The sequence below is a fragment of the Sinanaerobacter sp. ZZT-01 genome, assembly GCF_035621135.1.
Classification (GTDB): Bacteria; Bacillota; Clostridia; order Peptostreptococcales; family Anaerovoracaceae; genus IOR16.
The window spans coordinates 101,050-116,036 of the sequence record NZ_CP141728.1; the positions used below are offsets into that span (position 1 = coordinate 101,050).

Below are 14,987 nucleotides of genomic sequence, written 5' to 3' on the forward strand. Positions count from 1 at the left end.
TACCTAAGCTTCTATTTTTATAAAATCAAATTTTGTCACGTCAAACAGACCCATATCCGTTAATTTTAATTCCGGAATCACTGCCAAAGACATAAAACACAGAGTCATTATTGGTTCGACATCATCGTTAACTTTAAGAATTTCATGTGCTGCCGCATGAATATGAGTTAATTTCGCATCGACCCATTCACCGCTCTGATCGCTCATCAAACCTGCAATCGGCATAGGCATTTGTTCCAGCACTTCTTGATTTTTTGTCAGCACAATACCGCCGTCCTGCTTGATTAATTGCTCTACGGCATATGCCATTTCTTCATCATCTACTCCGACAACGATAATGTTATGGGAATCATGAGCCACAGAAAGCGCAACGGCTCCTTCTTTGATGCCGTATCCTTTTAAGAGAGCAACCGCCACATTCCCTGTATTTTGATGACGTTCCACTACAGCGACCTTAACGACATCTTCCGATGCGTCGTATAAAAACTCGCCTTTCGCATCCCGTTTAATTTCCACTATATCTTTTTCGGTTACGACACCGCCCGGCAAAATTTTAATCGCATGAGCTTTGTCAGAATGAATTTTTAAACCAAACTTGTCCTTAGAAAATCCCTTGACATGGAAGCTTCCTTTTGTTGCAGATATATCATAGCGCTCAATCGGCTGACAATACGTTCCGTCAGCTGCCACTTCTTTTCCTGCAATCAAAACTTTACGAACTTTAAAATCTTGAAGGTCATCCATAAGTACGATGTCCGCACGCAGTCCCGGTGCAATCGCACCTCTATCATCCAGTCCGAAGCATTCAGCTGCATTCAAACTTGCCATTCGGATTGCCGAAACTGCATCAATTCCTTCCTGCACACAGATACGTAAATGGTTATCTAAATGACCCAAACTTAAAATCGTTTTTGGCTGGCAATCATCCGCACACAACAAACAACGTCTGCTATTCAATGGCGTAACGCCTTTCAGCAGTGCTTTCAGGTTATGGCATGCCGACCCTTGACGGAGTAAAACATACATGCCTCTGGAAATTCGATCGCGCAGTTCATCCGCTGTGGCACACTCGTGATCGGTATGAATACGGGCTGCCGCATATGCGTTTAATTCCAGCCCACTTACTCCCGGGCTATGTCCATCAATTGGCTTTCTTTGTTTTTTTGCAACTAGAAGCTTATCTAAAACGGCCTCATTTGCATGAATCACTCCAGGAAAATCCATGAATTCTCCTAATCCAAGGATCGTATCATTCTGCATAGGCGCTTCCATATCCGCAGCATTAATAACAGCTCCCGAATGCTCCCAAGGAGTAGCCGGTACACAAGATGGAAGCATCCATTTGATGTCTAGTGCAACGCCTTCCGATGCATGAATCATATAATTTAAGCCATCCAGACCCCGTACATTCACGATTTCATGGGGATCAGCTATGATTGTAGTCGTCCCGTGAGGTACTACAAGTCTGCCTAATTCCTCCGGACTAACGTAAGAAGATTCCACATGAATATGGCTGTCGATAAATCCCGGCGCGGCAAACTGCCCTTTTGCATCGATTTCCTGAATGCCGTCATATGTCCCAATTCCTGCGATCCACTCTTCGCATAATGCAATATCACCTTCAATCAACTCACCGTTATATACATCAACAACCTTGCAGTTTTTGATTACCATATCCGCAGGAACACGCCCTGCCGCAACATCAATTAATTTTTTTAATTGTTCTTTTTCCATTTTGCAATCCCCTTTTTATCTCGACGCTCTCAGTTCTAAAATTGGATCAAAGGTTGTAAGTGCAATGCAATCTACAGGTCCTACATCTGTAATCGCATAGTCCGGTATTGCCGTAATCGGTAAAAAGAACATGTACATCAGTGGCTCCGGTAGATTACAGCCTAATTGATTTGCCGCTTTAGTAAGGAGAGTCTCCCGATATGCTATTTCTTTTGGTTCTAAATCGCTGGCAATCCCACCTACAGGTAAAGGAAGGAATTCCATGACTTCTCCATCTGCAACAACCACCTGTCCGCCTCCGTTTTCGATTAAATGATTGACTGCAATTGACATATCAGAAGCATTTGCTCCCATAACAATAATATTATTATCATCCGGTGCGGCTGAGGAAGCCATTGCACCCTTTTTCAAACTCCATCCGGAACAAAATGCCAAAGATTTATTTCCATTCCTCCCAAATCGTTCTAAAACAGAAACCATAAGGACGTCCTGTTCTACATCAGGCATCACAACAGAATCTTTTACTGCTAAGGTTACATCTCTCCGCTTACGTACGAAAGGTCCTTTTACATCCATTGATAATACCTTTGCCTGTCCTTCTTGAATTGACACCTTATATTCAAAATCTGCCTTTGAAGTGCGTGTACACTTTAATGCACTACTTAATATACTGCTTCTTTCTGGTGCCTTTAAATCATAGTTCAATGAACCATTTTGGGCTACCAGTCTTCCATTTGTAATGACCGCATCCACATGGAATGTCTCAGGGCTGTCAACCAGCAGAATATCCGCAATTTTTCCCGGAGAGATGGAACCAATCAGGTGATCGATGCGATATGCCTCTGCACTATTGATTGTCGCCATTTGAATCGCCGTCATTGGTTCAATTCCCTCAGCAATTGCCAAACGAACCACATGATCCAAATGCCCTTTTTCTAAAACATCCGAAGCGGTCACATCGTCCGTGCAAAAGCTTACACGACGTGCAAACGCAGGATTTACTTCCGTAATTGCTCTAACATTTTCCTTTAAAAAATGAGTCACAGAAGATTCACGAATCAACATGTGCATACCATTTCTCATTTTTTCAACAACTTCTTCATGATCGTAGCTTTCATGATCTAAACGCACACCTGCACAAAGATAGCCATTTAACTCCTTACCTCTTGCCATTGGTGCACAGCCAAAGACAGGGAGGCGGTTTTTAAATGCTTCTTCAATTGCACCAAGTGTATCTTCATCTTCTTCCTGAACATATTCCCTTACAGTTTCCCAAACACCGAAACATTCCGGCCATTTTTGCACTATGGAATGCACTTCTTGATTAAAGTTAAAGGCAACGGTTGACTGTGGAAACGTATAAGGTGTTTTATATGGCGCTCCCCAAAATACCTTAAGAGGACTTGCCTTTATCTCTTCAAAAATTTCCTTTAACCCTTCCAAACCGGACACCGAAATGTATTCGTCCAAGCCGGAAATCATGCTGGTCGTTCCCCTCGGTACCACAGCTTTAGCAAAGCTCGTTATACTGAGTTTACTGCATTCACTGTGAATGTGCCCATCAATCAAACCAGGTGCCAAATATTTACCCTCTGCGTCGATTGTTTTCGTATTCGGCCCGATGTAATCGCTCACATCACCAATTGCAACGATCGTATCTCCATAAATTGCAATATCAGCCGGATAAATTTCGGATGACATTACATTGATCAAATTTCCATGAAGTACGACTGTGTCTGCCGGAATAATTCCTCTTCCCGCACGAATAAGCTGTTTTAAGTTGTTTTTGTTTTTTTGCATGAAAAAACCTCCAATAAATAATTTTAGATACCCCGACCATTGCTGGCGAACCAGGTTTCCCGTCCTGCAGCTTGTATCTTGTCGAATTTTATATTGGATTGGAAAATATTAAATATAATATTTATGGAAATAGAGTACCACATATCCTATGAAAAATATATAATTTTAGCTAATCCTTTCTCATTTATTTTTAATTAAATGGACATTTTGCACTTAAACACGTATCATTCTCTTATTTTAATCAAATAACGTTCGTTTTTTTATCAAGGGTGCTTTGCATGAATCGAGCGTGAATTAAAAAAGAATGCCTCCATTTTCTTTTCTTGAAAACCTCGGCATTCTTATTTCCTTATTTTTATATAGGTAATTTTTTCTTGCAGCTATATGCTACGGTCAATTGGCCGTGACCTGTTCAGCAAATACATTGTTAACCACCTTATCATATGGGGCTTTTTTCTTTAATTCGCCTGCCTGTGTCATTACTTCCTGTAGCAATTCAAATGATTCTTCTTTTAAAACCGGATCGCTGTTCCAAACGTCAATATCCTTATATCTTTGTATTACCGTAGTTAGCAAATCTGTTTCTGTGTCTGGAAAAGAGGAAGCGACTACTTCTGCGATCTCTTCTGCATCATGTGTTGCCACCCATTGCTGCCCTTTGTAAACCGCTCTGGTAAAGCGTTCAATTAACTCACTATTTTCTTTTATAAAGCTCTGCTTTGCAAAGTAAGAGGTGTATGGAATTTCACCGCTTTCTTCTCCAATCGAGGATACTATGTATCCTTTCTCCTCTTTCTCTAGCATGGATGCTGTCGGTTCAAACAAAGTAACATAATCACCGGTTCCGCTTGTAAATGCCCCTGCCATTAACGCAAACTGTATGCTGTTGTCAAGGGTCGTATCCTTATACGGGTCTAAACCATTTTGACGAATCACATATTCTAATGTCATGTAAGGAACTCCACCTTTTCGTCCCGGCAGTACTTTTTTCCCACGAATCTTATCCCATGAAAAATCCGTATCCTCTTCACGACCTACAAGAAAAGAGCCATCCCGTTTCGTCAACTGTGCAAAAACCTCTGCATAATCTGCCTTACCTTCGTTATAAACGTAAATAGCGGCTTCCGGACCGGAAAATCCGATGTCTACATTATCCGAAAGGACTGCTGCCATAACCTTATCTGCCCCCTGCCCATTTGTAAGCTCGATTTCAATTCCTTCTTCGTCAAAAAATCCTAAATTCATCGCAGCGTATTGCGGTGCATAGAAAATAGAGTGCGTTACTTCACATACACTCACTTTTTCTTTGCCCTGCGATTTTGTACCGCAGCCTGTCATTAAAGAGACAATCAAAAGAAAACAGAGCATAATACTGAATCCTTTAACATATTTTTTCATTTTACCAACTCCTTATATTATATTTAATTAAACAAATGAAAAACGATATTCTTTCATCGAACTACACCATTAGATTCAATGGCTGCACCATCGCATCACCAACCTTTGCATCAATACAACTGCTTCATACATAAGTGCTGCAACAGCTGCTAGAATAATTACACTTGCCATAACTAAATCTAATTGAAATACTTGACCGCCATAGACAATTAAGTACCCTAATCCTGCTTTTGAAACCAAAAATTCACCGGCAATCACACCGACCAAAGATAACCCAATATTAATTTTTAATGAATTAAACAGGGTTTTAATGTTATACGGAAAAACAATTTTTTTAAAAATTTGAAACCTGGTTGCTCCAAATGTTGCAGCCATCTTTACATACTCTTTATCCGTATTTTGAAATCCATTTAACATCTCCAGTACAGTAACAATCAAAGATATAGCAAGTGCCATAAAAATAATTGCTTCCGTTCCGGCTCCTACTATGATAATAATAACCGGGCCTAAAGCAATTTTTGGCAAACTATTCAGAACAACTAGATATGGTTCACTTACTTTTGAAATAAAGCTACTCCACCACAAAATAATTGCTAAAACAGTTCCCGTAATAACTCCCAGTGTAAATCCGATCAGCGTTTCATAAACGGTCACTCCAATATGCATCATCAAACCGTTCTGCGCCATATTAATGCAGGTATTCCAAATACGTGAGGGCTGGCTCAATATAAAGCTGTCGATCCATCCCAGTGCCGCCGAAATCTCCCACATTGCTGTAAAACAAAGCAAAATTCCTATTTGCCAAAAAAAAATCAATTGTTTCCTACGTTTCGCTTTTATTAAATAAATGACTCTTTCTTCTGATACTTCTTGTTCATTCATCGGAGGCTAACTCCTTCCATATATAATCAAAATATCCGCTAAATTTCGGACTCTTCCTGCAACTTAACGGGGTTCTATTCTCAGTCTCAAATTGAATCGGTATGATTTCCTTCACAACAGCCGGTCTAGAACTGAGAATGACCACTTTATCTCCCATGCTGATTCCTTCAGGAATATCATGTGTGACCATTAAAGTTGTTACCTGCTCTTGTTTTAATATCTGATACACATCATTTGTTACGGTTAATCTTGTTTGATAATCTAACGCAGAAAAAGCTTCATCCAATAATAAAATATCTGGATTAATTGCTAATGTCCGAATCAATGCAACTCTCTGACGCATCCCGCCGGATAACTGCGATGGATACTTATCCTTAAATTCGTACAGCTCATACGTTTTCAATAATTGAACGACTCGTTCCAAATTTTCCGGTGTCAGATTCTTTCTTATTTCTAATCCAAGAATTACATTCTTGTAGATAGTTCTCCACTCTAACAAATTATCTTTTTGCAGCATGTAACCGATGTGATCGGATATTCCTTCGATTCTTTCACCATTTACGTGAATTTCTCCCGATGTCGGTTTAATCAATCCCGCAATAATAGAAAGCAGCGTGGATTTTCCACAGCCGCTGGGTCCAACAATACTGATGAACTCTCCCTTTTCAACACTAAAATTTATTTCTTTTAAAGCAGTAATTTCTCCATTTACTGCCTGATATTTCTGCTCTATTTTATGCACGTTTAGAACTGCCAAAATATTTCACCTCATTGTTTATTTTTTAAGCTTATCACCCTCTATTTTATGCGTTTTCTACTGAAACTGTGAAAGCAAAAAGATACACTATCAAAGGTGTATCTTCCCATTTATTTCCATTATTTTATTACAATTGAATTGTCTTAAATTCAGTATCATCTCAGATTTTAATTAAATTTTTCTTTATGCCTACTCATGCAGCTAATAAGCTTATCGCTTTGTACGCTCTGGTATCCGCAGTATAAAGACGATCGCCATTAGAACAAGGGCGAATCCAATCAGAAAAGTATCTCTTTGTGCTAATAAGTAGCTCTCACTGTCTCCAAATCGAATGGCATAGTAAGTTTGTCTGCTTACCAGCATGACACTTCCAATCGCTGTACCAAAAGTATTACCAATCGTCCGCATCGTTGCAAGTGTTCCTGAAGCAACTCCTAAATATTTTTTCGGCGCTGAACCGAGAATTGCAGAATTAACAGCTGATACGCTCAACCCGTTCCCCATTCCTACCAGAAGCAAAGTAAACGTTACAAAATATAAATTTGAATCCAAATTAAAAAATCCAACCAATATACAATTTAATGCAATCAGCAAGAGTCCAAAGACTGCGGGTCTTTTCGTACCGAACCGATCCGAAAGCGTCCCTCCCAGCGGCGAAGAAAGCATCATGGATAAAGGAAATGCTAGCATGATGAATCCCGCTTTGTCTGCACGAAGCATTAAAATATGAATCAGAAAAAAAGGAAACAGATAGGTTGTGAGCTGCTGGGTCATGTAAGACAATCCGCAGACAGCATTCGCAAAAGCAAAGGTCTTATTTTTAAATAAATCTAGCGGAAGCATTGGCTCATGCACTGCCTTCTCTCTATATACAAAGAAAAAAAGTGAAGAGACTGATACAAAAATACACAGCAAAAACAATGTAGAGTTCATCCCCCAATCATCACTAAAATTGAGTGCGACTGCTAATGTTCCAATAAAGATCGCAAAGAAAAACCCCCCCAAAAGGTCCAGTTTTGTCTCACCTTCCTTCTTGCTGTCTTTCGGCATAACAACATTCGTTGCAATCAATCCAAATAAACAGAATGGAATTGGAAAATAAAAAATAGAATGCCAAGAAAAATGTGTCAATAAAAATCCGCCGATGGAAGGACCGGATGCCAATCCCACCGATACAAATACAGAATTAATACCCAGAGCTTTTCCACGTTCTGCTTCATCAAAATTTCTCGTGACTGTCGCCTGCGTAATTGAGATAAGGAGACAATACCCAAATCCTTGCAATGCTCGAAAGAGAATGAGTATAAGAAGATTTCTTGATAAAAGAGGAGCCAGTGCTGACGCTGCTGCGAAAAAGCAAAAACCAAACTGGTATTGTCTCTTATATCCGTAAAGGTCTGCTGCTTTTCCGCAGATTAATAATAAGCAGCATGGGACAAACGTATATATAAGAGCAAGCCAGCTGATTTCCCCTTGCGTAACTCCAAATTCTTTCATCAATATTGGAAGGGCTAGATTTAAGCTGTTAATCGCAAAGCAAACGCTAAAATTAGCCATGCCTGTAATTGCATAAATCCACCATTTATTTAATTTTTTTTTCTCCGCTCGATTCTGTTCTTGCAACGTATTCATCACTCCCCTATTTATATAGTATGATTTATAGTACTTATCTTATCCTTTTGGAAAGCAAAGAATGATTTTATCTATTCTTTTCAATACAGATCAATTCCGGCGGATTGTTTATTTGATTTAAAAAAGAATGCTTCGTTACCGTATATCTTTTTTGGTTCAAATTTGAAGTAAAGTACTCCAATGCTTCTTTCTCTTCTCTTCCACTCAAATGTCCTGGATAGAGAACCAATAAAAGGACACCGCTCTCTTCCAGTGCATCCAAACTCTTTTCCACGGCTTTAAGTGTCGTTTCTTTCTTTGTTGTAATTGCATGGTTTCCTTTCGGCAGGTAGCCCAAATTAAACAATATCAACTTCACTTTTGCTGTCACATATCGATCCATATTCTCATGTCCGTCTAAAATCAGCTGGGCTCTTTGCTGATACTGTGCCTCCAATAGACATTTTCTTGTATTATTTAATGCTGTTTCTTGTACATCAAATGCATATACTTTTCCGGTTTCTCCGACCAAACTGCATAAAAAAGCTGTGTCGTTTCCATTTCCCATAGTTGCATCGACAATGATATCCCCTTCCTCTACTTTCATCAAACAAATTTTTTTTGCAATTTCAACTGCATTTTTAAATAAAAACTCCATAAAGCATTCCTTCTCCATTCTTTTTTATACGGATTTCTCTATTACAATAATATACAACACCTCTCCTATACCAGTCATCCTTTTCATCAAATAAGTAAAATTTTAAAATTGATGGGATTTTCAAAATTCAATTCAAAAGAATTCAGGAATATATTTTGTAATATCTGTTATTATATATAATATTTACTTTTTATTTTCTTTTTTTGTTTAAAAACCAAAATATTTATTGTATTTCTTGTTTTCTTATGCTAAAGTATTAAATTAATTCGGTATCACAGACAAATTTAGAGCAAATACAATTTACAGCAAGGAGAGAGATTATGACTTACATGGAAGAGCAACAAAACAATTTAATACAAAGCAATGCAAACGAACCTGAGTTCATTCAAGCAGCCACAGAGGTTCTTCAATCACTGGAACCTGTTATACAAAAACATTCGAAATATCGCGAATCCGCAATCTTAGAGCGGCTGATCGAACCGGACCGTCAAATTAAATTCCGTGTTACATGGACGGATGATAAAGGTAATATTAGAATTAACCGCGGTTATCGAGTACAATTTAATCATGCAATCGGTCCCTATAAGGGAGGTCTGCGTTTTCATCCAACGGTTAATTTCAGCATTGTCAAATTTCTAGGCTTTGAACAGATTTTTAAAAATTCTTTAACGGGACTTCCCATTGGCGGTGGAAAAGGCGGTTCTGATTTCGATCCAAAAGGAAAATCTGAGCGTGAGATTATGAATTTCTGCCAAAGCTTCATGACAGAACTATACCGCCACATTGGTGCAAATACCGACGTCCCGGCAGGTGACATCGGGGTAGGAAGTCGAGAAATCGGTTATCTTTTCGGTCAATACAAACGTTTATGCAATCAGCATACCGGTGTCTTAACAGGGAAAAATCTATCTTACGGAGGCTCTCTCGTGCGAAAAGAGTCCACGGGTTATGGTGTTTTATATTTTTTAGATGCTATGTTAAAAGCAAGTGGAAAATCAATTGAAGGCAAAACTTTTGTCATTTCCGGCTCCGGCAACGTCGCAATTTATGCCTGCCAAAAAGCACAGGAGATGGGTGGTAAGGTAGTAACGATGAGTGATTCTTCTGGATGGATTTACGATCCGGACGGAATCGAATTAGAGGTGATAAAAGAGCTGAAAGAAGTGACACAAAGACGTATTGCAGATTATAAAGCGTATCGTCCGAATGCTGTCTACCACGAAGGAACGGGAATCTGGAATACCCCTTGTGATATTGCACTTCCTTGTGCCACGCAAAATGAGCTGCTGCTTTCGGATGCGAAAGAATTGGTCAAAAACGGTGTCATTGCCGTCTCCGAAGGAGCAAATATGCCCTGCAATCTAGATGCAGTTCATTATTTCCAGAGCAATAAAGTCCTATTCTCTCCGGGAAAAGCCTCTAATGCAGGAGGTGTGGCTGTTTCTGCTTTAGAAATGGCACAAAACAGCATCCGATATTCTTGGAGTTTTGAAAAAACCGATCGAAAATTGAATCAAATTATGAAAGATATCTTTGAAAAGGTTTCCAATGCAGCAGAAGAGTATGGTCTGCCAGGAAATTATGTAGCGGGAGCCAACATTGCAGGCTTTATAAAGGTAGCTGACGCCATGCTCGCGCAAGGATTGTTCTAATCATGCATAAAATAAAAAGGAGGGCAGATAAGATGTATTCGTCTTATTTTTGCCCGACGATATTTTATGAAATCATACCATTAAACAAATGGCACAATAAAGCAGCAAAGCAGATAGAATCCGATTCAAAACCTTCCCATACTGTTAAATAAATGGTTGAAATAAGTATCCAAACAAAGACCAGCAAGTCGTTCCTAGAAAAGCAAAGCAGTACGAGTACGGAAAATGATTTATAGAAAGGCACTATAAATGTTGAAAAAACAGTTATCTCATACAATATTGTGTTTGGGTTAAGAAATTGCAGAAACAATCCATGTAAAAACAAGTTTTTTCTCACTTCCATCTCTTCTATCACCACTTCATATTTTAACATCTGCCAAGCCAGCCATATGAGATATCCCGAGCCAATCCAAATCATGACAGCGTGCATCTCAGGAGTCAGCAAAAGTATGCTGGGGCAGATAGAACGCTGCGAAGTAAATCCAACGGCATCCACTATGTGGAAAATTGCCAACGGAATGAAAGTCTCCTTTACACAGTTCATCAATCCGACAAACAACGATGTACAGCTTATTGCATTCAATCAAGTTCCTGTGCTTACGGAAGCTGAAGGACGTGTCCGAATCTTTACGATATTTCCATTTGATGATTTAAGGCGTTTTGAAATCTACTCTCTTTCATTTGATGCAGATGCAGATTTGACAACCGAACCTCATTTAAAAGGTACGCAAGAATTCATAACTGTTTACAGCGGTGAATTGACTATTGAACGAAAAGAAAAACAATATATACTCAAAGAGGGGAATTCCATACGCTTTAAAGCAGACACTCCTCACAGTTATAGAAACTCCGGAACAAGTACCTGCCAAGTCCATATGGTCATCTATTATCCAAATTCATGATTTCGCATCAAATATAAAATAAATTATGAATTAGACATCCGAAATTGATTATCAATTAAAAGGAATGAGGCAATGAGACTATGTTAAACATTTCAATAAAAAAAGGTTCCATCGAATATAAATTCTATATTCGATGGAACTTCTAAACAATTTCTCATGTTTCCAATATCCCCAATACGCTGCCCAAAGTACATTCACCGCCGTCTTCAATATACTGTTCCGCTAAGCGGCCTGCGCATGCAGACTTAACTTCTCCTATATTTTTTTCTAATTCTATTTCACAAAGGAGATCCCCGATTTCTACTATATCACCTGATTTCTTTCTCCAAAAAACAATTCCGGTTTTTTCTTCCATACTTATTTTCGTACGCTGACATTCGCAGGCATATGGACTCACTTTTTTCATAATATGCTCGGAAACAATGATCTCGATTTTCATAATCACACCTTCTTCTCAATGGATGGGAAAAAACGGGCATTCCGTTTTCTTACAGTCTTGATTTTGCGAATAAAATTCACAGCAAATTGGTTCACTCACTCCTAAATCAAGCCCCAATTGCTCTCTTAAAAATTCCTCTGCATGCAGCAATGCAATAAATGAATTTCTCTTGCAGCATCGAGGCCCATTAATTTCTGAAATTTTTAACAGACTCTCTGCAACAATCCGATTGGTAATTGCCCAAGTTTCTACAGAATGAGGCGTTGCATCCAACAGGATGCTTGAAAAAATGCCAAGTCCTACAGCTGCACCACAGCTTCCGTAGAGACCGCAGAATCCCGCCAATACATTTTTTGCCCGAAGCATTGCTTCCATCAATCCATCCTGCAGCATTTCGACAGGTCTTCCCTGCAATTTATAAGAAGCTGTCAGCAGAACCGCAGGAATTAGATAATGATGCTGGGGACAATGCATTTTCATTTGAGGGCATTTCATCAAGTGTATCGCTAAGTCCATCGGATGAATCACGTCTTTTTCTCGATAATTTGTAAGACATTCTTCAGTAATGCATTTTATGACACTGTCATATGATGTAAATTCCATAACTGCTCTCCTCTCATGACTTCCCTGATTTTCTTATATTTAGACCGTATCAACTATTAGATTATATCTAATATGTATTCTAACAGTTTTGAAAAGAAATGTAAACGATAAAAAAGCATCACAATGTCTAGTGATGCTTCCCGAGTCCCTTTTAAATATTTCTTTATTTTCTGCCTTTATGGAATGCTTTTTACTTCTCAGCCTTTTTAGGTTCTTTTCTTTTTCTCGGCTTCGGAACGGAAACAAAAGGCAGCATCGTTTCCACGATTTCTCTGCTAAACGCAGAATTATCAATATCCAAGATATAATACTCCTTTGCTCCTTGATAAGGAAACCCGCTTTGAGACTGCTTCATCTTTTCTGCAATGCAGTCCAGCTTTTTTACAAAAACCATATTATCACATACGAGCAAAACTGGCTTATCATCCACATAAACCATATACTCTCCAAACATCTTTCTATAACGCAGCAAACCGCTTCCTTCAACTTGGCCGACAACATACTCAATAAACTCCAAACTGCTAGCCATCATTTTTCACCCCTTTTTCTTCGTATCTTCTTCCATGTATCCATCTATTTTGTTCTAAATGATCCATTTCACAGCCTGTTCTAAATTACCTCTTATCGATCTCCGCCTTTCAAATCATAATAGAATATGTATTGCTGTATGATACCATTATATCCCATATATGTATCATATGGGAATCCCTTTGGATAGTACTGCTCTAATACTTTGCGAATATGCGTATCAACCGGAAAGGTATCTAAATGATGCAGTGAAAACAGGCAGATACAATCCGCTACCTTCTCTCCTATTCCAGATAACCGCATCAGCGTCTCCCTCGCCGCTCTATAACTCATGCATTTCAGCGATTCCAAATCAACTTCGTTCCTTTTTATGCTATTCGCCGTGTTTACAATATATTTGCTTCGATATCCCAAATTGCAGGCACGTAATTCTTCTTCCGTTGCATTTGCCAAAGCCGAAACCGTCGGAAAATCATAATACAGTTTACCTTCAGCTGTATACTTTTTTTCTCCGTACGTTTCACACAAGGTTTCGATGCACTTTCGAATCCTCTTAATATTGTTCTGCTGTGAAATAATAAAAGAAATAATAATCTCCCAAATGTCCTGTTCTAAAATTCGAATTCCTTTTCCAAATTGGACCGCGCGATATAAATATTCATCTTTATTTGTAACGGATTCAATAAATTGTTTATAATCCGTATTGAAGTCAAAATACCGCTCCCAAACGTGCGTGTATTCGTCTTCACTGCAATGGAAAATAATCTCTTCTTCCTTTTGCTCCAATTCTAAATATTTTCCCTGTGCAACAACCGCATATTTATTCTCTTCTATTCTTGTCATTCGAAAGCATTGACCTGACTCACAGATCTGTTCAATCGAAAAATTACAACTTGTTCTCTTTATCATCTTTTTCTCCATTTAATTGTCTTTCTGTTTCAGCTCACAATGGTAAAAACACATTTTCTCTATTATACCTTACTTTTTTATGAATTGAAATTATCCTGCTTATCTTCCTCTTTTTTCTAATTTTCAATAAATAAATTAGAAATACGGACAAAGTCGAAAAAGAAATCAAACAAATGAAGGAAGAAAAAAAGCAAATTGAACAGGCCTTAAAAAGTGTTCAAGACATCGGAGAGAAGAAGAACTTAGAAGCTCAATTGTCGCAAATAGAAGCTGAATTACGTATGAAAGATAATGATACTTATAAAAAACAGCATGCAACTTATTCTTAACTGTAGAACAAAAGGAAGGAAGGCAGCCCGGATTTTCTACTTTCTATATTCTACACACCATTTGATCCCATAGGCAAGCATTGCAAAAACCAAAGTGACGGTAATTAAAGCAATACTTACAGAATAGAGATCAATCTCCATATTTTTCAGGATCGTCAATGAGAAGAATCTGATACCTGCTAAAACAGCCATAATCACCAGTAAGCTTGTAATGATAACCTGATATGCCAGCTTTGTTGATTCTGCTACAATTATTTTTTCTCTCTCGTCCGAAAATGATAGCTCAGAATCTTTAAAGGACTTCTTGCTTTTTTTATAAACAACCAAGCGTACCAATCCAAACGCAATCAAATACAAGACAAAAATAACCGGAAAAATTCCCGTTGCAAAATAAAATTTTTCATCCGTATTCTGGAATTCTGAAAACGGATGTATCAGCATCATCCCTGCCAAGACAAATAAAATACTATTTCCAATGCACTCAAATATAACTCTCTTCATTCTACATTCTCCTTAAAAAAAATATTTTCAATCGGGGTATTCAGTTCTTCAGATAAGCGCATAGCAAGAAGTAACGACGGAACATAACTCCCTTTTTCCAATGAAATAATGGTTTGTCTGGTTACTCCCACAAGCTGTGCCAGCGCTCCCTGTGTAAGACCTGTTTCACCGCGCAGTTCTTTTACTCGGTTTTTTAAAGTTTCCAAAATATCACCTCTCCCACAAAAAAGTATAGTTGACTTTACATGTAAAGTCAACTATACTTTTGTTTTTTTATTTAATTT

The 14,987-nt window shown here is 38.4% G+C and carries 17 protein-coding genes; 3 read left to right on the top strand and 14 right to left on the bottom strand.

What is annotated here, in order from left to right; all coding sequences use genetic code 11:
- Nucleotides 1-3 precede the first annotated feature (3 nt).
- From ade to U5921_RS00555, 7 genes are all read right to left on the bottom strand, one after another.
- Entirely contained in the window at nucleotides 4-1,734 is a 1,731-nt protein-coding gene (gene ade, locus U5921_RS00525; RefSeq protein WP_324824590.1) for an adenine deaminase, read from the bottom strand.
- 15 nt (nucleotides 1,735-1,749) lie between these two features.
- On the bottom strand, nucleotides 1,750-3,534 hold the full coding sequence (locus U5921_RS00530; RefSeq protein WP_324824591.1) for an adenine deaminase: 1,785 nt from the start codon (nucleotides 3,532-3,534) through the stop codon (nucleotides 1,750-1,752).
- Between the two features lie 393 nt (nucleotides 3,535-3,927).
- A complete protein-coding gene (locus tag U5921_RS00535; protein ID WP_324824592.1) occupies nucleotides 3,928-4,932 on the bottom strand; it encodes an ABC transporter substrate-binding protein in 1,005 nt (334 codons plus the stop codon).
- Between the two features lie 75 nt (nucleotides 4,933-5,007).
- Complete coding sequence (locus U5921_RS00540) at nucleotides 5,008-5,814, bottom strand: ABC transporter permease (protein ID WP_324824593.1); 807 nt, start codon at nucleotides 5,812-5,814, stop codon at nucleotides 5,008-5,010.
- A complete protein-coding gene (locus U5921_RS00545) occupies nucleotides 5,807-6,574 on the bottom strand; it encodes an ABC transporter ATP-binding protein (protein ID WP_324826021.1) in 768 nt (255 codons plus the stop codon). Before U5921_RS00545 ends, U5921_RS00540 begins: the two co-directional genes overlap by 8 nt.
- Before the next feature lie 207 nt (nucleotides 6,575-6,781).
- Entirely contained in the window at nucleotides 6,782-8,203 is a 1,422-nt protein-coding gene (locus U5921_RS00550; RefSeq protein ID WP_324824594.1) for an MFS transporter, read from the bottom strand.
- A 67-nt stretch (nucleotides 8,204-8,270) separates the two neighbouring features.
- The gene (locus U5921_RS00555; protein WP_324824595.1) at nucleotides 8,271-8,840 is read right to left on the bottom strand and encodes a class I SAM-dependent methyltransferase; all 570 of its coding nucleotides are present in this window, start codon (nucleotides 8,838-8,840) and stop codon (nucleotides 8,271-8,273) included.
- A gap of 320 nt (nucleotides 8,841-9,160) precedes the next feature.
- On the opposite strand from U5921_RS00555, the gene gdhA reads away from it, so the two are divergent.
- Nucleotides 9,161-10,492 (top strand): NADP-specific glutamate dehydrogenase, encoded by a 1,332-nt coding sequence (gdhA, locus tag U5921_RS00560; RefSeq protein ID WP_324824596.1) that lies wholly within the window; start codon nucleotides 9,161-9,163, stop codon nucleotides 10,490-10,492.
- A 64-nt stretch (nucleotides 10,493-10,556) separates the two neighbouring features.
- On the opposite strand, the gene U5921_RS00565 is transcribed toward gdhA, so the two are convergent.
- Entirely contained in the window at nucleotides 10,557-10,910 is a 354-nt protein-coding gene (locus U5921_RS00565) for a LysE family transporter (RefSeq protein ID WP_324824597.1), read from the bottom strand.
- Nucleotides 10,911-10,941: 31 nt separating this feature from the next.
- Here U5921_RS00565 and U5921_RS00570 point away from each other — a divergent pair, with 31 nt between their 5' ends.
- Entirely contained in the window at nucleotides 10,942-11,394 is a 453-nt protein-coding gene (locus U5921_RS00570; protein ID WP_324824598.1) for a cupin domain-containing protein, read from the top strand.
- A 154-nt stretch (nucleotides 11,395-11,548) separates the two neighbouring features.
- Here U5921_RS00570 and U5921_RS00575 read toward each other — a convergent pair whose 3' ends face one another.
- The 4 genes from U5921_RS00575 to U5921_RS00590 all read right to left on the bottom strand — a co-directional run bounded on the left by U5921_RS00575 (nucleotide 11,549) and on the right by U5921_RS00590 (nucleotide 13,873).
- Nucleotides 11,549-11,833, bottom strand: coding sequence for a lipoyl domain-containing protein (locus tag U5921_RS00575; RefSeq protein WP_324824599.1), 285 nt, complete (start codon nucleotides 11,831-11,833; stop codon nucleotides 11,549-11,551).
- Between the two features lie 15 nt (nucleotides 11,834-11,848).
- The gene (locus tag U5921_RS00580; protein ID WP_324824600.1) at nucleotides 11,849-12,436 is read right to left on the bottom strand and encodes a DUF5714 domain-containing protein; all 588 of its coding nucleotides are present in this window, start codon (nucleotides 12,434-12,436) and stop codon (nucleotides 11,849-11,851) included.
- A gap of 190 nt (nucleotides 12,437-12,626) precedes the next feature.
- Nucleotides 12,627-12,968 (bottom strand): TfoX/Sxy family protein, encoded by a 342-nt coding sequence (locus tag U5921_RS00585; protein ID WP_324824601.1) that lies wholly within the window; start codon nucleotides 12,966-12,968, stop codon nucleotides 12,627-12,629.
- 89 nt (nucleotides 12,969-13,057) lie between these two features.
- Entirely contained in the window at nucleotides 13,058-13,873 is an 816-nt protein-coding gene (locus U5921_RS00590; RefSeq protein WP_324824602.1) for a DNA-3-methyladenine glycosylase family protein, read from the bottom strand.
- A 173-nt stretch (nucleotides 13,874-14,046) separates the two neighbouring features.
- Between U5921_RS00590 and U5921_RS00595 the strand changes: the two genes are divergently transcribed.
- Nucleotides 14,047-14,202: a hypothetical protein gene (locus tag U5921_RS00595; protein WP_324824603.1), complete on the top strand. Its 156-nt coding sequence runs from the start codon at nucleotides 14,047-14,049 to the stop codon at nucleotides 14,200-14,202.
- A 36-nt stretch (nucleotides 14,203-14,238) separates the two neighbouring features.
- Here the strand turns inward: U5921_RS00595 and U5921_RS00600 are convergent, their stop codons facing one another.
- Entirely contained in the window at nucleotides 14,239-14,703 is a 465-nt protein-coding gene (locus tag U5921_RS00600; protein ID WP_324824604.1) for a hypothetical protein, read from the bottom strand.
- The gene (locus U5921_RS00605; protein WP_324824605.1) at nucleotides 14,700-14,909 is read right to left on the bottom strand and encodes a helix-turn-helix transcriptional regulator; all 210 of its coding nucleotides are present in this window, start codon (nucleotides 14,907-14,909) and stop codon (nucleotides 14,700-14,702) included. Before U5921_RS00605 ends, U5921_RS00600 begins: the two co-directional genes overlap by 4 nt.
- Between the last annotated feature and the right edge of the window lie 78 nt (nucleotides 14,910-14,987).